Annotated in this window: 25 protein-coding genes; all 25 read left to right on the top strand. The window is 47.8% G+C overall.

Annotated elements, in window-relative coordinates; all coding sequences use genetic code 11:
• Positions 1 to 7: 7 nt before the first annotated feature.
• The 25 genes from fliJ to VC28_RS06355 all read left to right on the top strand — a co-directional run bounded on the left by fliJ (position 8) and on the right by VC28_RS06355 (position 25,633).
• Positions 8 to 463 (top strand): flagellar export protein FliJ, encoded by a 456-nt coding sequence (gene fliJ / locus VC28_RS06475; protein ID WP_049629926.1) that lies wholly within the window; start codon positions 8 to 10, stop codon positions 461 to 463.
• Between the two features lie 101 nt (positions 464 to 564).
• Positions 565 to 870 (top strand): STAS domain-containing protein, encoded by a 306-nt coding sequence (locus VC28_RS06470; protein WP_049629925.1) that lies wholly within the window; start codon positions 565 to 567, stop codon positions 868 to 870.
• A 123-nt stretch (positions 871 to 993) separates the two neighbouring features.
• The gene (locus VC28_RS06465) at positions 994 to 2,703 is read left to right on the top strand and encodes an ATP-binding SpoIIE family protein phosphatase (RefSeq protein WP_049629924.1); all 1,710 of its coding nucleotides are present in this window, start codon (positions 994 to 996) and stop codon (positions 2,701 to 2,703) included.
• Between the two features lie 80 nt (positions 2,704 to 2,783).
• Positions 2,784 to 3,116 carry an Hpt domain-containing protein gene (locus tag VC28_RS06460; protein WP_049629923.1) on the top strand — a complete coding sequence of 111 codons (333 nt, stop codon included), beginning with the start codon at positions 2,784 to 2,786 and terminating at the stop codon, positions 3,114 to 3,116.
• Between the two features lie 115 nt (positions 3,117 to 3,231).
• Entirely contained in the window at positions 3,232 to 4,797 is a 1,566-nt protein-coding gene (locus VC28_RS06455) for a flagellar hook-length control protein FliK (protein ID WP_049629922.1), read from the top strand.
• A gap of 238 nt (positions 4,798 to 5,035) precedes the next feature.
• Positions 5,036 to 5,593: a flagellar basal body-associated FliL family protein gene (locus tag VC28_RS06450; protein WP_049629921.1), complete on the top strand. Its 558-nt coding sequence runs from the start codon at positions 5,036 to 5,038 to the stop codon at positions 5,591 to 5,593.
• Positions 5,594 to 5,603: 10 nt separating this feature from the next.
• Complete coding sequence (gene fliM, locus VC28_RS06445) at positions 5,604 to 6,680, top strand: flagellar motor switch protein FliM (protein ID WP_082191435.1); 1,077 nt, start codon at positions 5,604 to 5,606, stop codon at positions 6,678 to 6,680.
• Positions 6,670 to 7,074, top strand: coding sequence for a flagellar motor switch protein FliN (fliN, locus tag VC28_RS06440; protein WP_049629920.1), 405 nt, complete (start codon positions 6,670 to 6,672; stop codon positions 7,072 to 7,074). Before fliM ends, fliN begins: the two co-directional genes overlap by 11 nt.
• A 15-nt stretch (positions 7,075 to 7,089) precedes the next feature.
• Positions 7,090 to 7,776 carry a flagellar biosynthetic protein FliO gene (gene fliO, locus VC28_RS06435; RefSeq protein WP_049629919.1) on the top strand — a complete coding sequence of 229 codons (687 nt, stop codon included), beginning with the start codon at positions 7,090 to 7,092 and terminating at the stop codon, positions 7,774 to 7,776.
• Between the two features lie 182 nt (positions 7,777 to 7,958).
• Positions 7,959 to 8,657, top strand: a complete 699-nt coding sequence (gene fliP, locus VC28_RS06430) for a flagellar type III secretion system pore protein FliP (RefSeq protein ID WP_197085589.1) — start codon at positions 7,959 to 7,961, stop codon at positions 8,655 to 8,657.
• A gap of 13 nt (positions 8,658 to 8,670) precedes the next feature.
• Entirely contained in the window at positions 8,671 to 8,940 is a 270-nt protein-coding gene (gene fliQ, locus VC28_RS06425; RefSeq protein ID WP_049629918.1) for a flagellar biosynthesis protein FliQ, read from the top strand.
• A gap of 18 nt (positions 8,941 to 8,958) precedes the next feature.
• Positions 8,959 to 9,744, top strand: coding sequence for a flagellar biosynthetic protein FliR (gene fliR / locus VC28_RS06420; protein WP_049629917.1), 786 nt, complete (start codon positions 8,959 to 8,961; stop codon positions 9,742 to 9,744).
• A 163-nt stretch (positions 9,745 to 9,907) separates the two neighbouring features.
• Positions 9,908 to 11,062: a flagellar biosynthesis protein FlhB gene (gene flhB, locus VC28_RS06415; RefSeq protein ID WP_049629916.1), complete on the top strand. Its 1,155-nt coding sequence runs from the start codon at positions 9,908 to 9,910 to the stop codon at positions 11,060 to 11,062.
• 139 nt (positions 11,063 to 11,201) lie between these two features.
• Positions 11,202 to 13,430 carry a flagellar biosynthesis protein FlhA gene (flhA, locus tag VC28_RS06410; protein WP_049629915.1) on the top strand — a complete coding sequence of 743 codons (2,229 nt, stop codon included), beginning with the start codon at positions 11,202 to 11,204 and terminating at the stop codon, positions 13,428 to 13,430.
• Positions 13,431 to 13,451: 21 nt separating this feature from the next.
• On the top strand, positions 13,452 to 15,110 hold the full coding sequence (gene flhF / locus VC28_RS06405; RefSeq protein ID WP_049629914.1) for a flagellar biosynthesis protein FlhF: 1,659 nt from the start codon (positions 13,452 to 13,454) through the stop codon (positions 15,108 to 15,110).
• A 173-nt stretch (positions 15,111 to 15,283) separates the two neighbouring features.
• Positions 15,284 to 16,108 (top strand): MinD/ParA family protein, encoded by an 825-nt coding sequence (locus tag VC28_RS06400; RefSeq protein WP_049629913.1) that lies wholly within the window; start codon positions 15,284 to 15,286, stop codon positions 16,106 to 16,108.
• Positions 16,109 to 16,223: 115 nt separating this feature from the next.
• Positions 16,224 to 16,943 carry an RNA polymerase sigma factor FliA gene (locus VC28_RS06395; RefSeq protein ID WP_304413532.1) on the top strand — a complete coding sequence of 240 codons (720 nt, stop codon included), beginning with the start codon at positions 16,224 to 16,226 and terminating at the stop codon, positions 16,941 to 16,943.
• Positions 16,944 to 17,142: 199 nt separating this feature from the next.
• Positions 17,143 to 17,526 (top strand): chemotaxis response regulator CheY, encoded by a 384-nt coding sequence (gene cheY, locus VC28_RS06390; RefSeq protein WP_039914554.1) that lies wholly within the window; start codon positions 17,143 to 17,145, stop codon positions 17,524 to 17,526.
• Positions 17,527 to 17,560: 34 nt separating this feature from the next.
• Positions 17,561 to 18,364 carry a protein phosphatase CheZ gene (locus VC28_RS06385; protein ID WP_049629911.1) on the top strand — a complete coding sequence of 268 codons (804 nt, stop codon included), beginning with the start codon at positions 17,561 to 17,563 and terminating at the stop codon, positions 18,362 to 18,364.
• A gap of 27 nt (positions 18,365 to 18,391) precedes the next feature.
• Positions 18,392 to 20,725: a chemotaxis protein CheA gene (locus tag VC28_RS06380; protein ID WP_049629910.1), complete on the top strand. Its 2,334-nt coding sequence runs from the start codon at positions 18,392 to 18,394 to the stop codon at positions 20,723 to 20,725.
• A gap of 80 nt (positions 20,726 to 20,805) precedes the next feature.
• Positions 20,806 to 21,939 (top strand): protein-glutamate methylesterase/protein-glutamine glutaminase, encoded by a 1,134-nt coding sequence (locus tag VC28_RS06375; protein ID WP_049629909.1) that lies wholly within the window; start codon positions 20,806 to 20,808, stop codon positions 21,937 to 21,939.
• Complete coding sequence (locus VC28_RS06370; protein ID WP_049629908.1) at positions 21,939 to 22,685, top strand: flagellar motor protein; 747 nt, start codon at positions 21,939 to 21,941, stop codon at positions 22,683 to 22,685. The genes VC28_RS06375 and VC28_RS06370 overlap by 1 nt, the downstream gene beginning before the upstream one ends.
• A 41-nt stretch (positions 22,686 to 22,726) precedes the next feature.
• Positions 22,727 to 23,611 (top strand): flagellar motor protein MotD, encoded by an 885-nt coding sequence (motD, locus tag VC28_RS06365; protein ID WP_049629907.1) that lies wholly within the window; start codon positions 22,727 to 22,729, stop codon positions 23,609 to 23,611.
• A 187-nt stretch (positions 23,612 to 23,798) separates the two neighbouring features.
• Complete coding sequence (locus tag VC28_RS06360; RefSeq protein WP_049632216.1) at positions 23,799 to 24,635, top strand: ParA family protein; 837 nt, start codon at positions 23,799 to 23,801, stop codon at positions 24,633 to 24,635.
• Positions 24,632 to 25,633 (top strand): chemotaxis protein CheW, encoded by a 1,002-nt coding sequence (locus VC28_RS06355; protein WP_049629906.1) that lies wholly within the window; start codon positions 24,632 to 24,634, stop codon positions 25,631 to 25,633. The genes VC28_RS06360 and VC28_RS06355 overlap by 4 nt, the downstream gene beginning before the upstream one ends.
• Positions 25,634 to 25,664: the final 31 nt, after the last annotated feature.

The following is a 25,664-nucleotide window of genomic DNA, read 5'->3' as shown; positions in this document are numbered from 1 at the left end:
TGACTAAATGGCGGTATCCCGCGCTAAACGTATGCAGGTGGTACTGACTCTGGCGGTGCGCCAGGAGGACGATGCCGCCAAAAAGCTGAGCCAATTTCGCGAGCAGTTGGCGCAGGAGGAGCGCCAGCTAGCGGACTTGCGTGATTATGCGGCGCAATATTTGCAGGCACAAAGTGCCTTGCGTGAAGGCGTACTGGCTCACGAACTGATCAATTACAGCAGTTTTATTAATCGCTTGAATGAGGCATGCCGGGAGCAAGAGGCCAAAGTTGCCCGTTTTTTGGCGATGCAGGAAAACCTGCTCAAGCAGTGGCGGATCAAGCACCAGAAGCGGAAATCGATTGAAGATCTGATTGTCCGCTTGGAGCACGAAGATAACCTGATATTGGAAAAACGCTTGCAAAAAGAACTGGATGACCTGACCTCGCAGCAGCTGCAACGTCAGTCAGATGCAGGCTCGTAATTCCGGTTTTATAGGCTATCCTTAGGTTGAGTTGCGGGGGGAGTGCCTCCGTTGGCCTGTTGCAGGCTTTGGGAATGTTCAGATGTTTAATGAGGTAAGACATGGCGATCACGTCAACAGTATCCCCTGATGGCAATCAAGTCACTATATTCATACAGGGGCGTTTTGATTTCAGTTCCCATCAAGAATTCCGCGGGGCTTATGAAAAGCTGGCTCATGCGCCTGTGCATTACCGTGTCGATTTGCAGGGCACTTCTTATCTGGATAGTTCCGCATTGGGCATGTTGTTATTGCTGCGCGACTACGCCGGTGGCGAGCAATCCAATATCCAGATTGTGAATTGCGCACCCGATGTAAAAAAGATATTGCTCATCTCCAACTTCGAACAATTATTTGATATCCAATAATCATGCTGTGCCGGATGCTGGCGTTCAGTGCTCTGTTAAAGTGCCCTGTCCAGTAGTAAGGACGTTGTGTGTTCTATGGCGGATGCAGTGGGTTGACGTGGTGCGATGTATGGAAGCGATCTTATGAATGAAGTCCGTCGTTTAAAAATTCTGGTCGCGGATGACACGGACTCCGACAGGTTGATACTGGAAAGTATCGTGCGTAAAGAAGGGCATCAGGTTGTATCTGCGTGTAATGGATTGGAAGCAGTCAATGTGTATATCGCCGAGCGCCCTGATATTGTTTTGCTTGATGCATTAATGCCAGAGCTCGATGGATTTGGTGCAGCACGCCAAATCAAGGAATTGGCTGGCGATGAATTAGTCCCGATTATTTTTCTCACCTCGTTGTCCGATACTGAATCTCTTGTCCAATGCCTCGATGCAGGCGGTGATGATTTCCTCTCCAAGCCGTATAACCGGATTATCCTGCAAGCCAAAATAAAATCGTTCAACCGCATGCGTGAGCTGCATAGCACCATGCGCAATCAACACAAGCAAATTGTGCAATACAACAACCGACTGCTGCAGGAGCAAACCGTTGCCAAGCATGTGTTTGATAACGTCGCCCACAGCGGTTGTTTGAACGCAAAAAATGTACGCTATTTTTTGTCATCCCTCGCTGTCTTTAATGGTGATGTTTTGGTAGCAGCTATGCGCCCGTCGGGTAGCATGATGGTGTTGCTGGGTGATTTTACCGGGCATGGGTTACCGGCTGCGATTGGCGCTATGCCCTTGGCATCAACCTTTTATGGGATGGTGCCAAAAGGGTTTTCAATGACCGATATTCTGCGTGAAATTAATGGCAAATTAAAAAATATTTTACCGGTGGGTATTTTTTGTTGTGCCACCATGATTGATATCAATTTCCGCAAAAAACGGTTGAAAATTTGGAATGGCGGATTGCCGGATTGTTTTATTTATCACCACAAAGATGCGCGGATTACACCGGTGAAATCAACCCATTTACCACTGGGTGTGTTATCAAACCGTGCGTTTAAAGATAATTGCGAATATTTTGAATTGGAATTGGGAGACAGGATTTTTCTGTGGTCGGATGGCATTCATGAAGCGCGTAATGCGGAGGGAGATATGTTTGGCGAGGATCGGCTTAAGGACGTATTTGCACAGAATACCAATCCGGATTATTTATTTACGAATATTCTGGAGAGTGTGCAGCATTTTGTTGGCAGTGGTGAAAAAGATGATGATTTGTCACTGTTGGAAATTCGCATGGATGAGCCTGCACAGGTCAATAGTTTTTCCAAAGAGGCGAGCGATCGCTTTGGTAACGCTGAAATTGAATGGCAGATGAGCTTTGAGGTAAAACCTACCAGCTTCAAAGTGTTTGATCCCTTGCCAATGTTGCTTAATGTACTGATGGAAGTGCCCAGCCTGCGTGCCTTTAGCAGTACCCTCTATACCATTCTTGCTGAGCTCTATACCAATGCATTGGAGCACGGTGTTTTACAGTTGGATTCGGAGCTGAAAAAAACACCGGATGGTTTTTCTGAATATTATGCGTTACGGGAAGAGCGTATTAATGCAGTGACCGAAGGCTTTGTACGCATCAATATTTCCCACAAAACCAATGAAGACGGCGGCTTGTTGAAAGTGCGTATTGAAGACAGCGGTAAGGGCTTCGATCATTCGACGCGCGCAACTGATAATTTGACGAGCTTTGGATATAGTGGGCGGGGCATTGCGTTAGTTGAAAAGCTCTGTGGTACCGTAACTTATCTGGGGTGCGGTAATATCGTTGAAGTGGAATTTTCCTGGATTAGTGATGACTAATCCCGAGTACAATTAGAGGAGCATGGCTTTATCCTCTACCCGAATACAATATCCTTTCAAGCACGTGGAGATTCTGCTTTATGGAACATCTGGATCTGGATACGTTAAACACGCTCAAGCAAGTGATGGAAGATGATTTCTCACTATTGGTTGATACGTTTATTCAGGATTCATCAGACCGTATTGCCAGTTTGCGCCAATTGATTGAGGGGGCCGATGCAGACCAAATCCGCCGCGCTGCGCACAGTTTTAAAGGCAGCAGCAGCAATGTAGGAGCCTTGCAGTTATCTGCACTGTGCGCTGCCATGGAAAAGAAAGCCTTGGCGGGTAATTTTAATGGTTTGGCGGCAGACCTATCCCAAATAGAAATCGAATTCGCCAAAGTAGAAGATTCGCTCCGTACATTTGCTTGACCCTTATCGTTTTCCGCTTGTCCAGCTTGGCATCCCCCTTGCAATTTCTCTCCTGAACCCCGTTATTAGCGGCCAAACGGCAATTGTTTGCCATGGCTTGGAGCAGGAGTAGCAGATGAATAATGGCAACCTTTTGAACAGTTTGTTGGGCGCAACCGGCACCAACTCTGCCGCCGCAAAATCAACCGCATCGAAAAGCCGCGCAGAGACTACTGAAAAGTTTCAGCAGGCGTTTGAGCAGGCGCGGCCAGAAGTTGCCGCTCGCAAGCCTGCTGCGCGAAAAGAGCCTGACCGGCAGGATGACGCGCGACCCGCTGCGGCTAAATCGGATACCCGCCCGGAACCGGCAAATCGCGCAACTGACCACAAAACTGACCACAAAAAGACAGCCAAATCCGAAGAAAACCGTGACGCCCCTGTGCGAGATCCATCGGCAAAAGAATCGCCCCTGCAGTCGCGCTCTGCGCAGCAAGAAAAAACGGCTGGCGATAAAGTGCCAGATGAGCAATCGACCACGGCTACCGATAGTGTTAATAGTGAAGATCAAGCAGCGGATAAAGCATTGCAAGATACTGCCATGCTGGATGCTTCGGCTTTAGTTACCGCTGAGCAGACATTACTGGATTCCAGTGCCGCCATCACTTTGCCGACTGTTATTCAGACCAGTTTGGATCAGCAAGATGAGCTGACAGGCACGGAAGAAACGGTGTCGCCATTACTAACAGAACTGGGCTTGGGCAAGGGTGACACTGAGCTGACGTTGGCAGAAGAGCCTGGCGCGCTGTTAGCAGCCGATCCAGCAGTGGTGGCTACTTTACCGGTCGCGACATTACCAGGCGTGGAGACAGAGGGTGATCTAGCGGCAATAGGGGTAGATATCAAATCAGTAGGCCTTAACTCACTGAATCCTTCTGTTCCGGTTCAGGCCACTGGCAATCAGGCTGCAGTCCAGAGTGGTTTATCCTTGGTGGACGATGCTCTGTCTGGATCAACATCAACCACTGAGCAAACAGATGTTTTGGCAACTGTGGATAGCGAGGGTGGCGATACATCTGATCTGACGGACAATCCTGATTTTGTATTGCTCAATAGCAAAGCCGGCTTGAACAAAATGGCGGAAGCCAATCTCACCAGTTTGGATAAGGCAGCTTCTGCCATTACAGAGACTGCCAAACCTGTAGCCGCGGCAGTCAGTGCGTTGGAATCAATAGTGCGTCCACTGGAGTCACAATCGCCTGCGGCGCGTGCTTTTGTTGTACAGACCGGCGTGCCGGTAACCGTAGGTTCGCCACAGTGGAGTCAGGCGGTGGGCGATAAAGTTCTGTGGTTGGCTGCACAAAATGTGAGTTCAGCAGAAATCCGTCTTGATCCGCCTGAGCTTGGCCCTATGCAGGTCAAAGTCAGTGTCACCCAGGACCAAGCCAGTGTGACGTTCACCAGCCATAATCCGGTTGTGCGGGATGCACTTGACCAGCAGCTGAACCGCTTGCGTGAAATGTTTGCGGAACAGGGGTTAAATCTGGTTAATGTAGATGTGTCCGATAAATCGTTTGCGCAACAGCAGCGCGATCAGGATGAGTCTGGAAAATCCCGTTCGCATGGTGATGTTGAGGAGGATGAGCTGATGCCCGTAGCGGTGACATCGGTGGCGTCGGTACGGCTCGTCGATCATTACGCATAGCACGCGCTCATTTCAATCCCTTTTGTAGAAATGCTGATCAATGTGATCAGTATTTCTACCTCCTTGTTTTATATCGGTTTTCCTTCCTGTTTTCCGATTTGGTTTTTGTGCTCATTTCGGTTCCCATTTCTATGTTTTGCGCTCGCAAAGCCACTAACCACTGCTAAGCTTTCAAGGGCGATACTGGCATAGGTATTGCTCGAACCCTTTTGGCAATTGAAAGTGACGGAGTTTTGACATGGCGGCAGCCCCTAAAAAAGATGCAGGCAACGCAGACGCGAACGCTGGAAGTAAAAAGAAAAAACTATTTCTGATCATTGGTCTTGCAGTGGCTCTAATTGCTATCTCGGTAGGTGGAACAGTAGTCGCATTAAAAATGTTATCGCCCGCACCTGCAGGCGGTGCTGCAGAAGAAGAGCACGCAAAAGAAGCAACATTGGCACCGGCAATTTATTTTGAAATGACCCCCAACTTTACGATCAATTTTAATGTGAATGGCCGTCAGCGTTATTTGCAGGCAGCGATTACATTGTTGTACCGCGACCCTGAATTGCAAAGTTTATTAACCTTGCACATGCCTGCCATCCGCAATGGGTTGGTGATGTTGCTTAGCAGTAAAAATTTTGATGAATTGCAAACGGAAGAAGGCAAGGAAACCCTGAGAGCAGAAGCATTGGAAATCATCCGCAGTCAGCTGCAAAAAGAGCGTGAAGCATTAATTGCCAGTGGTAGTGGTGACAAAGTGTCTTCCGCAAATGTTGAACAGGTGTTGTTTACCAATTTTGTAATGCAATAAGGAAACCTCTGTGCAAGATTTACTTTCGCAGGACGAAATCGATGCGCTCTTACACGGCGTTGATGACGGTGACATAGAAACCGAATCGGACGGTGAGCCGGGGGCGGTTAAAAACTATGACCTGACCAGCCAGGATCGTATTGTGCGTGGGCGCATGCCTACGCTGGAAATGATCAATGAGCGTTTTGCCCGTTATACCCGCATCAGTATGTTTAATTTATTGCGCCGCACAGCCGATGTATCTGTCGGTGGTGTACAGATCCAGAAGTTTGGTGAATATGTCCACACGCTGTATGTTCCCACCAGTTTGAATATGGTGAAGTTCCGCCCGCTGCGCGGCACTGCGTTGATTATTCTTGATGCGCGTTTGGTATTTAAATTAGTTGATAATTTTTTTGGTGGCGATGGCCGCCACGCAAAAATTGAAGGCCGTGAATTTACGCCTACCGAATTGCGCGTAGTGCAAATGGTACTGAATCAGGCATTTGTGGATTTAACCGAAGCCTGGAAAGCGGTATTCCCGATTAATTTTGAATACGTTCACTCAGAAGTAAATCCATCGCTTGCGAACATCGTGAGCCCTAGTGAAGTTGTTGTAGTCAGTACATTCCATATTGAATTGGATGGCGGTGGTGGCGAAATGCACATCACTGTTCCTTATTCAATGATTGAACCCATCCGCGAAGTATTGGATGCCGGTTTGCAAAGTGACAGCGATGAGCACGATGAGCGTTGGGAAAAAGCCTTACGTGAAGATGTGTTGTCGGCCAGTGTGGATTTGGAGTGCGATATTGTACGGCGCGATATTACCTTGCGCGATATTGTTGAGCTGAAAGCGGGCGATATTATCCCGGTGGAATTCCCTGATTACCATGTATTGACTGCGAATGGTGTACCAATGTTTCGTACCCAGTTAGGTCAAAGCAATGGTTTTCTCGCGTTAAAAATTCGCGAATTTATTGATCGTAGTAGTGCCTATAACATTACCGGTACAAAAGTGGATGCGAATAATTCCAAGGTTAGTGATGGCGCTGAACAAACCAACGAAAGTGTGAATGAAATAAAAGGTGGAAAAAATGGCAAGTGATGATGTTGATCAAGATTCAATGGCTGACGATTGGGCCGCAGCCATGGCGGAACAAGCGGATGCTGATGAGGCGATGGCCAATACAGTGTCATTTGATGAATTGAAAAGTGAAGTCTCTTCACGCCCGGCGGGCAGCCCTGATCTGGATGTGATTCTTGATATTCCGGTGTCCATTTCCATGGAGGTTGGCCGCACTTCAATCACCATTCGTAACTTGCTGCAGTTAAACCAGGGGTCGGTTATTGAACTTGATCGTCTGGCAGGTGAGCCATTGGATGTATTGGTGAATGGAACCCTGATTGCACACGGCGAAGTGGTGGTGGTCAATGAAAAATTCGGTATCCGTATGACAGATGTAATCAGTCCTGCTGAACGTATTAAAAAGTTACGTTAAGGATTGGTAATCGCTATGTCTGTTTCGCCTGCTGCATTACACACTGAACACAAACACCCAATTAAAAAGTGGAAACTGGCGGCATTATTGTTAATCAGCATCGTTGCTGTTCCCTATTGTGATGCCGATGATTCATCGGCATCACCGCAAACAACGCAACAATCTATTCAACAAACAACACAACAAGCTACGCAACAATCCATTCCACAAACTACTCCACAAAATCCGCCACAAAACACAAGTGCAGCTGCTGTTACTCCTTTTTATGAAAAATCAGCGGCATCGCCAAATGCAACCTCGGGTGCACCTGGTGTGGGTAGCGGAGGGCATTTGCTCAATGTGACATTCGGTTTGTTGTTGATTGTTGGTTTAATTTTCGCGCTTTCATTTTTTGTGAAACGTTTTGGTGCAGGTTCATTCGCAGGTAATGGCCAATTAAAAGTGCTTTCATCAATGCCGCTGGGAACACGTGAGAGAATCGTATTGATTGACGCAGCAGGTCAGCAGTTATTGCTGGGTATTACGCCAACCCATATCAATACTCTGCATGTGTTTAATGAGCCTGTCGTACCCAACAATTCAAACACGGCATCATCGGACTTCAGCAAAACATTAATGTCGTTGTTGCAACCGAAAAAAGTTGCGCCTAACGCCAGTGCACAAATTCAAACTGTTAACGACAACAATAATCCCGCTGCGTAGGAATTACCATGTCACGTATTTCAGCCCAAACAATGCGCAGTTTTAGCGGTGTTTTTCTGGCAATCATGTGTGTGTGCCTATTGGTGTTTGGCAGTGACGTTGTACATGCACAGACAACACAACCTATTGTTGCTGATCCGAACGCGAATAGTTTGCCACTGACCCAGACCACACCCACCAACATGGGAAGTTTGCCTGCCATTCCCGGGTTGCCCGCATTAACCGTAAAAACCAATCCGGATGGAACCCAGGAATACACTGTGACGTTACAGATCCTGGCGATCATGACGGCACTGACATTTTTGCCCGCCATCCTGATGATGATGACATCTTTTACCCGCATTATTATTGTGTTTTCTATTTTGCGTCAGGCGTTAGGTTTGCAGCAGTCGCCCTCTAACCAGATCCTGATTGGCCTCGCGTTGTTCTTGACTTTGTTCATCATGCAGCCGGTATTGAATAAAGTGAATCAGGATGCGTTGCAGCCCTACATTAACCAGCAAATTGGCGCGCAAGAGGCTTTAGCAAAAACAGCAGCACCGTTTCATGCCTTTATGATGGCGCAAACGCGCGAATCGGATATCGCATTGTTTGTGGGAATTGCCAAGCATCCACCTATTGCGACGCCGGAAGAAACGCCGTTTAGCATTTTGGTGCCTGCGTTCATCATCAGTGAATTAAAAACGGCATTTCAAATTGGCTTCATTATTTTTATTCCATTTTTGGTGATTGATATTGTTGTATCCAGCGTGCTTATGGCGATGGGTATGATGATGTTATCGCCATTGATTATTTCGCTCCCCTTTAAAATTATGTTGTTTGTACTGGTAGATGGGTGGGCGATGATTGTGGGTACACTTGCTGCCAGTTATGGCATATGACGGAGGTTTGTAAATGACACCCGAAGTCGTGATGGATTTATTTGCAGATGCGTTTTATCTCACTATTTTAATGTTGCTGGTGATTATCGGCCCCGGTTTGATTGTAGGGTTGGTGGTCAGTATGTTTCAGGCAGCCACTCAAATTAACGAACAGACCTTGAGTTTTCTTCCGCGTTTGATTGTGACCATTATCAGCTTGATGATTGCTGGCCCTTGGCTTCTCACCAAATTCATGGATCTTTTTAACCGGCTGTATTCCAGTGTGCCGAGTTTAATTGGTTAGCGGAGACGGTTGCGGATTATGCAAGAGCTGATCATTTCTGAAGAACAGCTAGCGCAATTTATTGGCCAATATCTATGGCCGTTATTGCGTATAGGCGCATTTTATTTTGCTGTTCCTGTGATTGGTGCTCGTACTGTTCCTGCACGTGTCCGTCTGATTCTGATGCTGTTTACAGCCATTATGATTGCGCCAATATTGCCCCCCGCACCAACAGTTTCGTTTTTATCGGCACAGGGTTTTGCAATGATCATTCAGGAAGTGCTGATTGGTCTTGCATTAGGTTTTGCCATGCAAGTGGTGTTGCATGTATTTATTTTGGCGGGCCAATTCATTGCGATGAAAATGGGTTTGGGTTTTGCGGCGATGAACGACCCTTCCAGTGGTGTTAGCGTGACTATTTTGTCGCAGTTTTATTTATTACTGTCCACATTATTATTTTTGGCCAGCAATGGTCACTTGGTGGTATTGCAATTATTGATCGATAGTTTTACGACGTTTCCGATCGGCGGCGAAGGTATGAATGTGGGGCATTTTATGACCATCGTCGATATGGGCTCCTGGCTTTTTAGTGCTGCATTGTTAATTACCTTGCCGCTGTTTACATCGCTCATGATTGTGAATATGTCATTCGGGGTTATGAGCCGTTCTGCGCCGCAAATGAACGTATTCACGGTGGGTTTTCCCATTACATTGATTTTCGGTTTTATTCTGATGTGGTTCACGCTCGCCAATTTCCTGCCCGTTTATTTCCAAATTATGGAAGAGGGGATTGGTGTGCTGCGCACTTTAGCTCTCACACCCTAAAGAACCACTGAAAAATTAACTTGCTTGTTCTGGCGTCGTTAAATTTGTTCTCAAAATGCTCATTTATTTCAATAAACTCCGCTTTTTCGAACAAATTTGCCTAACCAGTGCTGCACCGTAAACATTTTTCAATGGTTCTTTGAAATTAAGATTGGAGTGATAAATGGCTGAAGAAGACGACAGCAGCCAGGAAAAAACGGAAGAGGCCAGTGCGCGAAAGATTGAAAAAGCGCGCGAAGAAGGCCAGGTTCCCCGATCCCGCGATTTGACAACAACTGCCGTACTCATGTTGGCAGTAGTCGGTATTTATTTCTTCGCAGAATTCATGGGCCAAAAACTGATTGGCCTGACGCGCGATAATTTTACGATCAGCCGCGCCCATATCTATGACCCTAATGCAATGATCGCCCATTTTGTCAGCGCTATTTATGATGGGCTGATCAGCATTGCCCCCCTGATGTTTATTTTACTGATTGCCTCGATTGTTGGCCCCATTGCACTGGGTGGTTGGAACATGAGCGCCAAAGCAATGGAGCCCAAGTTAAGCCGCATGGATCCTATTGCAGGGATCAAACGCATGTTTTCAATGAATTCACTGATTGAATTATTAAAAGCCTTGGGCAAAGTATTGATCATCCTGGGGGCAACTATCTGGCTGTTACAATTTTATGCGCAGGATATGTTCCGCTTGGTCGATGAAAGCATTGGTAATGCCATCATTCATTCGCTCGAAATTTCTATTTTTGCCACTATCGCGTTATCGGCAACTACGATTGTGATTGCAGCAATTGATGTGCCTTTGCAAATTTATCAATACAACAAAAAATTAAAAATGTCGCGGCAAGACCAAAAAGATGAAGCCAAAGACACCGATGGTAAACCGGAAGTAAAAGGGCGTATCCGCCAATTGCAACGCGAAATGGCGCAACGGCGCATGATGTCCAACGTGCCTCAGGCAGATGTTGTTATCACTAACCCTGAACACTTTTCGGTTGCGCTGAGATACGATCCTGAAACAATGGATACACCGATTATGATCGCTAAAGGCGGCGATCACACTGCGTTAAAAATCCGTGAAATTGCCAATCTGCACAAAATTGAAATTATCCAATCCCCCGTGCTTGCGCGCGCCATTTTTTATACCACCGAAGTGGATGAGGAAATTCCATCCAGTTTGTACCTTGCTGTAGCGCAGGTATTGGCTTACGTTTTCCAATTGCGCAATTACCGTAAAGGTAAGGGCGACAAACCTATGTACCCACGCAACATTTCTGTACCGCGCGATATGCAATACGATGCGTCTGGTAAACGCACTTAATCTCTTGCTTAAATGCCTTTATCAATAATTTATTTGTTAATAATGTGTTTGTTGATAATTAATAATTTGCTTGTTGATAAATAGGTACGCTTCTTGCGATAACACGGAAAAATGACTCAACCGTCAAGAATCCGTACTTATGGCATTACCCACGTTTAACCAACTCAATAACTTTAACGGCAAAGCCGCGCTGGGTTCGCTGCGCTCTGTAGGGCAGGGTAATCTGGGTATTCCGGTGCTGTTGTTAATGCTGCTGGCAATGATCATATTGCCCATGCCGCCGCTACTGCTGGACATCTTTTTTACGTTCAACATTGCATTAGCGCTAGTGGTATTGCTGGTGTCGGTATACGCCATGCGCCCGCTGGATTTTGCCGCCTTCCCAACCATTTTGTTGATCGCCACCTTGCTGCGTTTGGGCTTGAACGTCGCATCTACTCGCGTTGTGTTATTGGAAGGTCATCAGGGGGGCGATGCAGCGGGTAAAGTCATCGAGGCATTTGGTCACGTAGTGATCGGCGGTAATTTGGCGGTCGGTATTGTGGTGTTCATTATTCTGATGATCATCAACTTTGTGGTAGTAACCAAAGGTGCTGGCCGTATTTCCGAAGTGAGCGCGCGGTTTACCTTGGATGCCATGCCCGGTAAGCAAATGGCGATTGATGCTGACTTGAATGCCGGGTTAATTGATCAGGATCAGGCGCGTACCCGTCGTCAGGAAGTTGCTGCAGAAGCAGATTTTTACGGTGCGATGGACGGTGCGAGCAAGTTTGTTCGCGGTGATGCGGTTGCGGGCATCATGATTATGTTCATCAATATTTTTGGTGGCTTGGCTATTGGCATGATCCAGCATGATCTGGAATTCACGGATGCGTTTGAGAAGTACACCATCCTCACCATTGGTGATGGCTTGGTCGCGCAAATTCCCGGCTTGTTGTTATCGGTAGCCTCCGCAATTCTCGTAACCCGTGTTAATAGTTCTGAAGACATGGGCAAACAAGTAATTGGGCAAATGTTTACATCGCCCAAAGCGCTTGCGGTGTCTGCACTCATGCTGGTGATCATGGGGCTTGTTCCAGGAATGCCACATATGGCCTTCCTGAGTTTGGGGCTGTTGTGTGCGGGTATTGCGTACTACATTCACTGGCGTAAACACCAACCTGCAGTAGTTGAGGAGAATAATTTTATTCCTTCTGGCAGCCGTGTCGCTGGCGATGCGGCACCGTCCTCGGCAGGTGCTGGCGGCGGTGCGAGTATCGCGCCGCAGCGCAATGCGCCCGCATTACCACCGGGTATGCCTGAATCCCCTGAGTTGGGTTGGGATGATGTACAGCCGGTCGATGTGATTGGGTTGGAGGTTGGTTATCGCCTGATTCCCATGGTCGATAAAAATCAGGGTGGCGAGTTGCTTGGGCGCATCAAAGGCGTACGTAAAAAGCTATCGCAAGAGATGGGTTTTCTAATCCCGTCTGTCCATATTCGTGACAATCTCGATCTGAATCCTACCGGTTATCGCATCAGCCTGATGGGCGTTTCCATGGCAGAGGCCGATGTGTATCCGGATCGCGAATTGGCCATTAATCCTGGCCAGGTATTTGGTTCGCTCGATGGCATCAAAACCAAAGATCCCGCCTTTGGTCTGGATGCTATCTGGATCACGCCCAACCAACGCGAGCAAGCACAAACCCTCGGTTACACCGTGGTGGATCCGAGTACGGTTGTTGCGACCCATCTCAACCAGATTTTGCAGCAGCACACCTTTGAATTGCTAGGCCATGAAGACGTCCAGAAATTGCTGGATATGCTGGCCAAGACATCGCCCAAATTGGTGGAAGAGTTGGTGCCCAATACCATGGGAATCAATGTGCTGTTGAAGGTATTGCAGAACTTGCTGCGCGAACGGGTGCCGATCCGCGACATCCGCTCCATTGCCGAAGCTTTGGCGGGCACAACAGGAAAGAGTCAAGATCCCGCCGCTTTAACCGCACTGGCGCGTGTGGCGCTGTGCCGGCAAATCGTCCAAAACATCATAGGGAACGAGCGAATCCTGCCTGTTATTACGCTTGAACCGAGTTTGGAACAGTTATTGCTGAACACTGTCCAGCAGGCACAAAAAGCTGGCGCTGATGACAGTGCCTTTATTGAGCCTGGCCTGGCAGACCGGTTACAGCAGTCGCTGATTGAAGCAGCGCAGAAACAGGAACTGACAGGCAAGCCACTGGTATTGCTGGTTGCTGCGCCCCTGAGGTCAATGTTGTCGCGTTTTGTTCGCCACAGTGTGCCTGATATGCGTGTACTGGCTTATACCGAAGTACCGGATAACAAACAGATCAGTATCGATGCCAATGTCGGTGCCGACAGAAAATAGCCCCCGGGCTAGGAGTTGAATATGCAAGTCAAACGTTTTGTAGCGGCTGATATGCGTCGTGCGTTGGAAATGGTTCGCCAGGAATTGGGGCCAGACGCCATTATTCTCTCCAGTAACCGCATCCCCGAGGGGGTTGAGTTGCTGACCACAATGGGTTCCGATTACGAACTTCAGCAGCTCCAGAATCGTCCCTTTGCGGATGCGACCTTCTCGCCCAGCGCTCCTTTGCTGAGTGATGGAGACATCTCTCCGCGTGTATTGGGAAACCCGCAAGCGCGAAAAGTAGCACCGGTAATCAGTAAAGTAGCCGATCATCCTAATGCCGGAAAAACCGGTGCCCAACTGGCGGATGATATTGAAAAAGCACGCCAGCGCATGATCGCCGCCAAAAAAGCAGAAGAGTCTGCAAAAGAGTTTTTAGTTGGCAAAAATACCGTTGTGAATGCAGGCATTCCCCGCAATGCCGTTATGCCTGAGCAAAAGCCACGTGTGGGCACCAGCGCTGCGGAGCGTTATCCATTGGTTGATCCCGCAACGGCACCTGTCGCAACGCCTGCAACTGCTGTACTAACGTCAGCACCTGCACCAGCACCAGAACCCGCGAGTGGCCCTAACCTGAGCCCGGAATCCCTGTCCTTTCGCGATGCGCTGATGAGAGAAGCGCGCATTAAAGAATCCTATTCCAAAGACAGTTTTATTGAGCAGTTGAAAAAGGATAAAAAAGCCGAGCCTGTTGTTCATCAGGAATCTGTTGCCCTGAACTCCGTTAATCATGAATCTACCGAGCAAGCTGCCCAACTTTCCGAGTTACAGGCAGAAATTGCCGATATGCGTTTTTTGCTTGAACAACAATTGGATCGCTTGAGTGGCCAACAATCACCTGTGCCCAACTCGCCCATTCTTGCCAGTGTGGCGCGTCGTCTGGAGCGTTTGAATTTGCCTCAGGATGTCATTGCAAAGGTCATTACGGCCTGTACCAAAACCAAAACGTTGGGCGAGGCTTGGCCAGATGCATTGGCGAATCTGGCGCATCAACTGCCTGTGAACGGCAGCGATATTGTCGATCAGGGTGGGGTATTCGCATTTGTCGGCCCAACTGGTGTGGGCAAAACGACAACGATTGGTAAATTGGCGGCGCGTTACGTACTGCAACACGGTGCTGACAAAGTCGCCTTGATTACCACCGATACCTATCGTATTGCTGCCCACGACCAACTGCGTTCACTCGCACGTATTTTGCGAGTGCCAGTGCGTGTTGTCGATGAAACCAATCCGCTCGACAGTGTGCTGCGCAGTTTGCGCCATTGCTCATTGGTATTGATTGATACAGCGGGTTTCCGTCACGGTGATCCGCATCTGAAAGCCCAGCTGCAGGCGCTTGCGGAACAACAGCAGGTGAAGACTTATTTGGTGATGTCATGCAACAGTCAGGCGCAAATGCTGAAAGCGTCGGTGCATGCTTATGGCACTGCCCGTTTGCAAGGTTGCATTCTGACCAAACTGGATGAAACTGCCAGCATTGGTGAGGCATTGGGTGTGGTAATGCAAAATCGTTTACCGATTGTGTACACCACAGACGGACAAGATATTCCCAAGCATCTGGAAGTCGCGCGTGCGCATCAGCTTGTATCAAAAGCCGTCGCATTGCTCAAAACAAATCCGGCAACGGCGGTTTCTTAAACAATCAATTGTGATAAGCAGGATAAAGTACCGGTGAAACTGAAATTAGTCGGATGAGTTGCCAAACCCTATCTATACTCAGTTCACCATTAGTGTGTCCGGCCAGTATGTCTGCAAGACAAATCACAATGCCCGGCACGCAACGTAAAGAACAGGTTTGGAGTTATGTGTAGATGAGCCAAGTGCGACCAGTACAAGTGATCGCTGTGTCCGGCGGTAAAGGCGGGGTAGGTAAGAGTAATATTTCCGTCAACCTGAGCATTGCATTGGCAGAATTGCGCCGTCGCGTGGTCTTGCTGGATGCCGATTTGGGGCTTGCCAATGTCGATGTTCTGTTAGGGATTCGCGCTACCCATACCCTGGCCGATGTCCTGGCTGGTACCCATAGTCTGGCGGACGTTTTGGTCACTGGGCCAGCGGGTATGAAAATTGTTCCTGCTTCCTCCGGCGTGCAACGCATGGCTGAATTAAGTTCAGCCGAACATGCGGGTTTGATCAATGCCTTCAATGATCTTTCTGATCAAGTCGATATTCTGGTGATAGACACTGCAGCCGGTATTTCGGATACCGTTGTCAGTTTTGTGCGCGCAGCAAATGAAGTCATCATTGTGGTATGCGACGAGCCATCGTCAATTACCGACTCTTATGCGCTGATCAAATTATTAAACAAAGAATACGGAATGCAGCGTTTCCGTGTGGTCGCCAATATGACGCGCACCCCACAGGAAGGTCTGAATATGTTTAACAAACTCAATACCGTTTGCGACCGTTTTCTGGATGTCACTTTGCAGTTTGTTGGCCAAATTCCTTTTGACGAAAATGTGCGCAAAGCCGTACAAAAACAGAAAGCCTTGTTGGAGTTTGCGCCCTCATCAAAAGCGTCAATTGCAATCCGCGCATTAGCGCAAGTAGTCGATAAGTGGCCACTGCCTAATTCACCAACCGGGCGCTTGGAATTTTTTGTAGAACGCTTGTTACAAGCAGCGAACTCACGCTGATTGATAATGCAAGCTAACTCTGTGGATCTAAAAGGTTGTGCCACAAGGCTGTTGGAAAAACACCGTATTGCTGTAAAAAAGAAGGTGCTCAATGGTCGCAGTCAATGGTCTAGCCATGTACGATAAAAAAGCATTATGCGATGCACACATTAACATCGAAGACTATGCGCCTTTGGTAAAACGCATCGCTTATCACATGATGTTGCGTATGCCTGCCAGCGTGCAGGTGGACGACCTTATCCAGGCCGGAATGATTGGCCTGATTGAAGCCTCCCAAAAATACGATGCCTCCCGTGGTGCCAGTTTTGAAACCTATGCGGGTATCCGCATTCGCGGCGCGATAGTGGATGAAATGCGCCGTGGCGATTGGGTGCCACGTTCCGTGCATCGCAATGCACGTCGTATTTCCCAAGCGGTTGCTGCTGTAGAGGCGCGCACAGGCCGCGATGCAAGCGACAGCGAAGTTGCCGCTGAACTGGGTGTGAGCCTCAACGAATATTTTGAGATGCTGCAAGACTCCAATGGCAGCCGCTTGTTCAGCTACGAAGAAACCTTTGGCGAAGAAGACAGCAACATCGATGCGACTGAGCACAGCAGTGCATTTGCCAGTCCTCTCGATGGCCTTCAACGAGACGGCATGAAATCCGCCTTGGTCAAAGCGATAGCGCAATTGCCCGAGCGTGAACGGATGGTATTGGCACTGTATTACGATCAAGAGCTCAACTTGAAAGAAATAGGCTTGGTGCTGGGTGTCAGTGAGTCACGTGTCAGCCAGATCCATAGTCAGGCAGCAGCGCGCCTGCGCAATAAACTGGTTGGCTGGCAATCGGCCTGATATCTGCCTAAAAGTTGAGCATCCTGGTGTGTGAGCGCCTCCAGTCCCGGCCGAGTTGGGTAAATACTCTGTGTTTTCAGCGATTTGGGCTATTATTCAAATTAAAAGTTGAGGATTTCCGTGCCGGAGCTGGCCGAAGTTTCAACTCCTACTAGACTATGATTAAACGAAAATCCCGAAAGGGTGTGTGGAGGTTGCGTTGGATAAGAATATGAAAATCTTGATTGTTGATGACTTTTCAACAATGCGACGGATTATTAAAAACTTGCTGCGGGATTTGGGGTTTTCCAATACCCATGAAGCTGACGATGGCGTAACGGCATTACCCATGTTGAAAAGCGGTGATTTCCAATTTTTGGTCACTGACTGGAACATGCCAGGTATGACGGGTATTGACTTGCTGAAGGCCGTGCGTGCGGACGAAAAGCTGCGTACCTTGCCCGTATTAATGGTGACTGCTGAAGCCAAACGCGATCAGATTATTGAGGCGGCGCAAGCGGGCGTAAATGGTTATGTTGTAAAACCATTTACTGCACAAGCGCTCAAGGAAAAAATTGAGAAAATTTTTGATCGCGTTGGTTAATTAGTGCCGATCAAATAATAAATAAGGCGTTGCCATGGCATCAGAACTTCAAGCATCTTCCAACGAAGCATTTGTTATCGAATTGAAAGAATGCGCCAAATTGCTTACTGAAAAATTGCAGAGTAACCAATTTGAAGACGCATCGGTGTTGATCCAATCTATCACCCAATCACGCGATCGCCATATCTTTCAATCAGTAGGGCGCTTAACACGCGGGCTGCACAATGCGATTGTCAACTTTAATGTTGATGCCGATCTCTCAAAAGAACCGCCCAAGATTGAGAACTCCGATATTCATGATGCTTCAAACCGTTTGAATTATGTAATAGAGCTTACGCAAAAAGCAGCAGAGAAAACCATGGATATGGTAGATGAAGCTGCGCCTATTGCGATGAATCTTGGTCAGGAAGCGAGTAGCTTACGCACCGAATGGGCACGATTGAAACGACGCGAAATGGATGCAGCTGAGTTTCGCCAACTCTATGAGCGGATGGATGGTTTTCTGGGCCAAATGGTTACCGGAACTGAGCAGCTCAGTAAAAATTTACAAGATATTGTTCTTGAGCAAGGCTTTCAGGATTTAACCGGGCAAGTATTAAAGCGAGTGATTGGGCTGATCAACGATGTTGAAAAAGATTTGGTAAGTCTTGTGCGTATTGCTGGCCAGGTTGAAGAAATTACCGGGCTCACCAGTGATAGTGAAACTGTCGCGCATGATATGGAAATCATGCAAAAACGGAAAACCGAGGCGGAAGGCCCACAAATTAATAAAGAGCGTGCAGATGTAGTGTCCGGCCAGGATGACGTTGATGATTTGTTATCGAGCCTTGGATTCTAAAAAAGCGATATACGCGAGGAATGTTGAATGAGTTTTGGTGACGACGAGGATATTCTCCAGGATTTTCTGGTAGAGGCGGGAGAAATCCTGGAGCGCCTCAGCCAGCAATTGGTTGATCTGGAGCAACGCCCTGAAGATAAAGACTTGCTCAATGCAATCTTTCGCGGTTTTCATACCGTAAAAGGTGGCGCAGGTTTTTTGGCGCTGACTCCTATGGTGGAGTGCTGTCACGTCACTGAAAATCTTTTCGATATTTTACGCAACGGCAAGCGCACAGTTACATCCGAATTAATGGATGTCGTGCTGCAAGCGTTGGATATGGTTAACCAACAATTTGAATTGGTGTCACAACGCGAAGAATTGCCACCAGTAGACCCTTCGCTGATTGCTGCGCTTGAGCGCTTGGTTTCCTGTGAAGATTTAAACGAAGCAGAGGCAGAAACTGCTGAAGTTTATGCAGAACCGCAAGTAGAAATTCCCGCTGCGACCGCAACAGAAGAGTCTGCCAGTGGTGATATTACCGATGCAGAATTTGAACAATTGTTGGATGCCATCGCCGGTGTAAACACTGCATCAGCGACACCTATGGCAGAAACAGCTGCACCCGTGGCAACAGCTACAGCAGCAAGTAGCGGCGACGAAATTTCAGAAGATGAATTTGAAGCGCTGCTCGATCAACTGCACGGTAAAGGCAAAGGCCCTGGTGTTCCCGATGCCAAAACGCCTGAAACTCCAGCAGTTGCCGCTCCAGCGTCTGTAGTAAGTGCAGGCGGTAGCGACGAAATTTCAGAAGATGAATTTGAAGCACTACTCGATCAGTTGCATGGAAAAGGTAATGGGCCTGGTGTTGCTGCTGCAGCTCCGGCTGTCTCCAACCCGGCACCTGCTCCTGCCGCGCCAAGTGCAAGTGGTGACTTGATTACCGATGACGAATTCGATGCACTGCTCGATCAATTGCACGGCAAAGGTAAAGGCCCTGGTATAAGTGCGCCTGCCGCAGCGGTTCCAGCAGCAGCGCCTCCACCGCCGGTTACTGCCACTAAACCTGCTGCAGAAAAAAAACCTGTAGCAGCAAAACCTGCGGCACCGGTAGCTGCTAAAAAAGTAGAAGCACCCAAAGCAGCTGCTCCTGCCGCTGCACCAGCGCCTGCTGCTGGTGAAAAAGATGCGCCTGTTGTAGAGACAACGGTACGTGTTGATACCCAGCGCCTTGATGACATCATGAACATGGTGGGTGAGCTGGTGTTGGTGCGCAATCGCCTTGTGCGCTTGGGGAATAGCTCAAGCAATGAAGCCTTGGTAAAAGCGGTTGCTAACCTTGATGTTGTGACTGCTGATTTGCAGACATCCGTCATGAAAACCCGTATGCAACCGATCAAAAAAGTATTTGGTCGTTTTCCTCGTGTAGTACGGGATTTGGCGCGAAGCTTGCGCAAAGAAATTAATCTTGAGTTGGTAGGTGAAGAAACCGACCTTGATAAAAATCTCGTAGAAGCACTTGCTGATCCTCTCGTGCATTTGGTGCGCAATTCAGTCGATCACGGTATCGAGTTTCCTGAGATACGTGAAGCAAATGGTAAGCCGCGTGTGGGGCAAGTCGTTTTGTCGGCAGAGCAGGAGGGGGATCACATCCTTTTGTCTATTAGCGACGACGGAGCAGGAATGGACCCTGTGAAGTTGCGTACCATCGCGGTTGAAAAAGGATTGTTTGATGAAGACACCGCGAATCGCTTGTCGGACACAGAGGCATACAATTTAATTTTTGCACCGGGCTTTTCCACCAAAAAAGAAATCTCCGATGTATCTGGCCGCGGTGTTGGGATGGATGTGGTGAAAACCAAAATCACCCAATTAAACGGCACGGTTGAAATTAAATCGGAATTAGGTAAAGGCACACGTTTTATTATTAAAGTGCCGCTAACCTTGGCCATTATGCCAACGCTGATGTTTATGTTGGGGCAACAAACATTTGCGTTCCCATTGGTCAGTGTGAATGAAATTTTCCATATGGATCTGACCAAGAGCCATATTGTCGATGGACAAGATTGCGTTGCCATTCGCGATCAGGCGATTCCGTTGTTTTATATGAAAGATTGGCTGGTAAAAAATGCTTATGGTGAGCGTCCTGACAATGCACATGTCGTGATTGTGACTGTTGGAACCCGACGTGTTGGCTTTGTGGTGGATCAATTGATCGGCCAGGAAGAAGTCGTTATAAAACCACTGGGAAAAATGTTGCAAGGTACGCCTGGTATGGCGGGCGCGACAATCACTGGTGATGGCACTATTGCGTTGATTTTGGATATCCCGAGTTTATTGCGCCGCTATGCCAAAGGCTCCGCGAGCTGGGGGCATAGTTAACAGCAGTGAGATTGCATTTGCAGGTTTGGCTGTTGTGTACCGAAAATTTTTATAGCAGTTTCGGCTGCGGAGTAAGTTAGATGCCTGTCCGGGTATTAGTGGTTGATGATTCCAATTTCTTTCAGCATCGATTGAAAGACATAATTAATGAGCACCCGGATTTAAAAGTCATCGGCATTGCCAGCAACGGGCGTGAAGCGGTGGAAAAGGCTGCAGAGCTTAAGCCCGACATTATTACCATGGATTTTGAAATGCCGGTGATGGATGGTGTCACCGCAATCAAACTGATCATGGCAAACCGCAAAGTGCCTATCTTGATGTTTTCATCGCTCACCTATGAAGGCGCGAAGGTAACATTAGATGCCTTGGCTGCAGGTGCTCTTGATTTTATCCCCAAAGATTTTGCCGAAGTATCGCGCAGTTCTGAATCACTCAAAAAGAAATTGCATGAGCGCTTGTTAACGCTGGCCGGTACAAGCGCACGTCAACCAATCGCGCAGCCAGATAGACCAGCTGAGAGCAAGCCTGCTATTTCACCTTCAACGATACGTTCTTCATCAGTTGTTTCTCCTACGCTTGGTGCTCGTCATCAGTCGCTCGTAGATGATGCAAAATCATCAGGGCAAGATACCTATCGTTTAAAAAAACAGCCTAAGTTATTGGTCATTGGTGCATCTACTGGCGGGCCGGTTGCTTTAGCGGAAGTGTTGGTGACCTTACCGGCAAATTTTCCGTTACCCATCGTGCTGGTGCAGCATATGCCTGAAAACTTCACCAAGGCGTTTGCTGAGCGTTTGAATAAACAGTGCAATATTAATGTTCGCGAAGCCGTTGATGGTGATCAATTACAATCGGGTTTGGCATTACTGGCACCGGGTGGCAAGCAGCTAATGCTGGATAAACGCAATGGCGGTTCTGTACGTGTGTTGCCTGATGATGAACGCGTGAACTATAAACCTTCGCTGGACATTACCTTTGGTTCTGCGGCCAATATTTATGGCGACAAAGTCTTGGGTGTGGTGCTAACGGGTATGGGGTCTGATGGTTGTAACGGCGCGCGATTATTAAAAGAAGCGGGGTCTGCACTCTGGTCTCAAGATGAAGCGAGTTGTGTCATTTACGGTATGCCGATGGCTGTTGCTCGTGCAGGGTTGACCGATAAAGTACTGAGTTTGAAAGACATAGGGCCGAGATTGGTGCGAGAGGTAATGTAATGGATCTGCTGAGCATTATCGGTGTCATCATCGCTTTCGCTGCAATTATTGGCGGAAATTTTTTAGAGGGCGGGGGGCTTGGGACCTTGGTAAATGGTCCCGCGGCTTTTATTGTTATTGGCGGTACTTTAGGGGCTGCCATGCTGCAAACATCAAAAAATAGTTTGCGGCGCGCCCTGAAAATTGTCAGCTGGGTATTTAAGCCGCCTTATGCGCCTTTTAAACAGGGAATACACAATATTGTTCGTTGGGCGACTGCCGCACGCAAAGATGGTCTTTTGGGCTTGGAAGAAATTTCTGAGCGTGAAAAAGATAAATTCGCAAAAAAAGGTCTGCAATTGTTAGTTGACGGTAATGAGCCGGAAGTTATTCGGCGAATTTTGGAAACAGACTTAATTGTGGATGAGCAGCGTGATTTTGACGCAATTAAATTTTATGAATCAATGGGTGGTTATGCACCTACCATTGGCATTATTGGTGCCGTGATGGGCTTGATTCACGTGATGAATAATCTTGCTGATCCCGCAACATTGGGGCCTGGGATTGCGATTGCGTTTGTGGCGACCATTTATGGTGTGGCACTAGCGAATCTGGTATTTATTCCTATCTCTAACAAACTGCGTATGTGCGTAAATGAAAACTCCCAATATCGGGAGTTGATCATTGAGGGGATTATCGCCATTGCCGATGGTGAAAATCCACGTTCAATTGAAATGAAGCTGAATGGTTATTTGCATCCTCATTGAAGGCAGAGGGGCAGCCTGCCACCTGTAACAGTTGTGATCTTATGGTACGTCGAAGACGGGAAGATGTTCACGTAAATCAAGAACGTTGGTTAATTTCTTATGCCGACTTCATTACGCTATTGTTCGCCTTTTTTGTGGTGATGTATTCCATTTCGCAAGTTAATGACAGCAAGTATCGCGTGTTATCCGATACTTTTATTGAAGCGTTCAATCAACCTACCGATACCAAAACTGACTCAACGCCGAGTGATCAAGCAACTCCAACCAGTGATAAGGTTGTCCCAATTGATTTAGGTGGAAGCACGGGTTCAGATACGAGCACCCATGAACAGAATGTCGATGTTGTGCAACAACCTGAGCAACCCGCACAGGCAGAGTCTGATTCGTCAGCAGAACCAATACAAACGAAAACGTCTGATGAATTGACGCAAATTTCTGATCTGGTAACTGAAAAATTCGCACCACTTATTAATGAGCAAATGATTCAGGTATCCAGTAATGAGTTGTGGCTGCAAATTGAGTTGAAAGACAGTATTTTGTTTTCATCAGGTAGTGCGGATACAAGCGAACAGGCGCAGCAGATTTTTGATGAAATAGCGCTGATATTAAAAAACTATTCAAACCCTGTTCAAGTGGAAGGCTTTACCGACAATATCCCCATTAAAAGCGCTAAGTATCCAACCAACTGGGAGCTATCCACTGCTCGTGCCAGCGCCATTGTGAAATATCTTGCAAACAAAGGTATTGCGCCTGAACGGTTATCAGCGGTGGGATACGGTGAATATCAGCCAGTTGCCAGTAATGAGACTGAGCAGGGGCGAGCGCAAAACCGTCGTGTGGCAATTATGGTGGCCAAACGCAAAATGGATCGCCCCAAAGCTAATTTGGCTCCAGTGCAATCTTCCTCTCAGGCTGCTGTCCCATAATTTGTATGTAGCGCCTATTTCCCTTTCCTTTTTTATCCGACATTACGCTCGCTTGCAGTTCCTGCTGGCTGGGTAATAATTAACATCCAGCCAATTAAAAATGAATGTGGTCTAATAGGCATAGACCTTGCTTTGGTCTGATTAATGTTAGAAGTGTCTGGTGTTTGACGCCAGCGAGGATTGGATCGTGCGTGTTTTGGCAATCGCAAACCAAAAGGGTGGAGTGGGTAAAACCACGACCAGCGTATCTCTCGGCGGCTTGATTGCTGCATCCGGGAAGCGAGTGCTATTACTTGATATAGATCCTCATGGTTCGTTAACGACCTACTTTCGTCAGGATCCTGACACCCAAACACTCAGCACCTATACGTTATTTCAGGAGCGCAAAGAACTCTCGAAGGATTCAGTTCGTCGTTTAATTGTGGAAACGGACTATCCCAATTTGCATTTAATTCCGTCTACTACTGCGCTGGCGACATTGGAGCGACAGGCAATAGGGCAAGATGGCATGGGGTTGGTGCTGAGCAAGGCGTTGGCGTATATCGCGGATGATTATGATTATGTGCTGATTGACACTCCCCCATTGCTGGGTGTGTTGATGGTAAACGCGTTGGCAGCGTGCCAGTATCTTGTCATTCCGGTGCAGACCGAATTCCTTGCACTCAAAGGTTTGGAGCGCATGGTCAATACACTGAATATGATGTCGCGTTCGCGAAAAAAGGCATTGGGCTATACGATTGTGCCGGTCATGTTTGATCGGCGTACACAGGCATCAGTAACCAGCTTACGCAGCATCCGTAATACCTATCCGGAACAGGCATGGCCTGGGCATATTCCGGTCGATACCCGTTTTCGCGATGCGAGTAAGGCAGGTGTACCACCGCATTTATTTGATCCTGGCGGCCGAGGTGTAGAGGCCTACACCTCCCTATGGCATTTTTTGGAAAAAGTGATACGCAGCGATGAGCTCAAATCAAACATTGAGCCGGTTTCAGTTGCCGGTAGATCAGGTGTTGTGTCGTGAGCAAATCTCCAGATGACATTATTAAAGCGCCAGATGATAGCCTGAACAGTTACTTTGATGACTTGCTCAGCGGTGGCGTTTTTGATGAACAGGGTATTTCTGATGCCCATTCAATGCCTGTGGCTGCGAATTCCGGTATGGCTCGGGTAGTTGCATTGCCGACTAAAAAAAAGGTGGATGAAAAACCAAAACGAACTGCGATCCGCCCCCAATTAAAACCTCAAAAATTGGTTAAAACCGATTTTGCCGAACCGGAATTAGTACAAAGCAACGAACAAAAGCTCAAGCTGGAAAAGCTATTACAATCGGCAAGAAGCCAATTATTGGTTGAGACGCCAGTTGCTGAAGTTGTTGCGCCTCAAGTACAAACTCAAACTGCTTTTATTAATGACCCCACCGAGATCCAGGAATGGGATATTGGGACTACAGTCACCGATACGCCAGTTATTCAACCTCCAGAGCAAGATGAAATTGCGGAGCATGAAGACCAGCTCGCACACTTCCAGATGGAAGGTTTGGAATGGCTTGAAAATGGCAGACCGCAATGGGCTCAATCACGGTTTGATGTGTTGCTATTCAAGGTGTCCGGGCTGACCTTGGCTGTACCGCTTATTTCTTTGGGGCAGATACAGCCATTAACCGATGAGCTAACCCCGCTATTTGGTCAGGCAGATTGGTTCATGGGGTTGCAGCCAACTCCCGCCGGCAAGATCCGCACTGTGAATACGGCTAAGTTCGTGATGCCCGAACGTTATGACCCTGCTTTTTTGGAAACTGCAAAGTACGTCATGTCGATTAATGGTGTACCTTGGGGATTGGCAGTAGATTCGGTCAATCAGCCGATTACTTTATTGCCTGAAGACGTAAAGTGGCGCGGAGATCGCAGCAAACGCCCTTGGCTTGCGGGTACTGTTAAAGATCACATGTGCGCGCTTCTGGATATTCCACGCATCGGCCAAATGCTGGTGGATGCTGACAAAAACTTTGTCCCTGGCTGAACAAAAGTGGCATAGGAAAAGTCATCGTCTA

The organism is Cellvibrio sp. pealriver, assembly GCF_001183545.1.
Lineage (GTDB): Bacteria > Pseudomonadota > Gammaproteobacteria > Pseudomonadales > Cellvibrionaceae > Cellvibrio.
The sequence above is the reverse complement of the archived record's forward strand: the minus strand, read 5'-3'. Positions and strand labels throughout refer to the sequence as shown.

Excerpts from the sequence above, each read along its gene's own strand:
- fliJ (WP_049629926.1), top strand. The coding sequence starts at position 8 with ATGGCGGTATCCCGCGCTAAACGTATGCAGGTGGTACTGACTCTGGCG.
- VC28_RS06470 (WP_049629925.1), top strand. The coding sequence starts at position 565 with ATGGCGATCACGTCAACAGTATCCCCTGATGGCAATCAAGTCACTATA.
- VC28_RS06465 (WP_049629924.1), top strand. The coding sequence starts at position 994 with ATGAATGAAGTCCGTCGTTTAAAAATTCTGGTCGCGGATGACACGGAC.
- VC28_RS06460 (WP_049629923.1), top strand. The coding sequence starts at position 2,784 with ATGGAACATCTGGATCTGGATACGTTAAACACGCTCAAGCAAGTGATG.
- VC28_RS06455 (WP_049629922.1), top strand. The coding sequence starts at position 3,232 with ATGAATAATGGCAACCTTTTGAACAGTTTGTTGGGCGCAACCGGCACC.
- VC28_RS06450 (WP_049629921.1), top strand. The coding sequence starts at position 5,036 with ATGGCGGCAGCCCCTAAAAAAGATGCAGGCAACGCAGACGCGAACGCT.
- fliN (WP_049629920.1), top strand. The coding sequence starts at position 6,670 with ATGGCAAGTGATGATGTTGATCAAGATTCAATGGCTGACGATTGGGCC.
- fliO (WP_049629919.1), top strand. The coding sequence starts at position 7,090 with ATGTCTGTTTCGCCTGCTGCATTACACACTGAACACAAACACCCAATT.
- fliP (WP_197085589.1), top strand. The coding sequence starts at position 7,959 with ATGGGAAGTTTGCCTGCCATTCCCGGGTTGCCCGCATTAACCGTAAAA.
- fliQ (WP_049629918.1), top strand. The coding sequence starts at position 8,671 with ATGACACCCGAAGTCGTGATGGATTTATTTGCAGATGCGTTTTATCTC.
- fliR (WP_049629917.1), top strand. The coding sequence starts at position 8,959 with ATGCAAGAGCTGATCATTTCTGAAGAACAGCTAGCGCAATTTATTGGC.
- flhB (WP_049629916.1), top strand. The coding sequence starts at position 9,908 with ATGGCTGAAGAAGACGACAGCAGCCAGGAAAAAACGGAAGAGGCCAGT.
- flhA (WP_049629915.1), top strand. The coding sequence starts at position 11,202 with ATGGCATTACCCACGTTTAACCAACTCAATAACTTTAACGGCAAAGCC.
- flhF (WP_049629914.1), top strand. The coding sequence starts at position 13,452 with ATGCAAGTCAAACGTTTTGTAGCGGCTGATATGCGTCGTGCGTTGGAA.
- VC28_RS06400 (WP_049629913.1), top strand. The coding sequence starts at position 15,284 with ATGAGCCAAGTGCGACCAGTACAAGTGATCGCTGTGTCCGGCGGTAAA.
- VC28_RS06395 (WP_304413532.1), top strand. The coding sequence starts at position 16,224 with ATGTACGATAAAAAAGCATTATGCGATGCACACATTAACATCGAAGAC.
- VC28_RS06385 (WP_049629911.1), top strand. The coding sequence starts at position 17,561 with ATGGCATCAGAACTTCAAGCATCTTCCAACGAAGCATTTGTTATCGAA.
- VC28_RS06380 (WP_049629910.1), top strand. The coding sequence starts at position 18,392 with ATGAGTTTTGGTGACGACGAGGATATTCTCCAGGATTTTCTGGTAGAG.
- VC28_RS06375 (WP_049629909.1), top strand. The coding sequence starts at position 20,806 with ATGCCTGTCCGGGTATTAGTGGTTGATGATTCCAATTTCTTTCAGCAT.
- VC28_RS06370 (WP_049629908.1), top strand. The coding sequence starts at position 21,939 with ATGGATCTGCTGAGCATTATCGGTGTCATCATCGCTTTCGCTGCAATT.
- motD (WP_049629907.1), top strand. The coding sequence starts at position 22,727 with ATGGTACGTCGAAGACGGGAAGATGTTCACGTAAATCAAGAACGTTGG.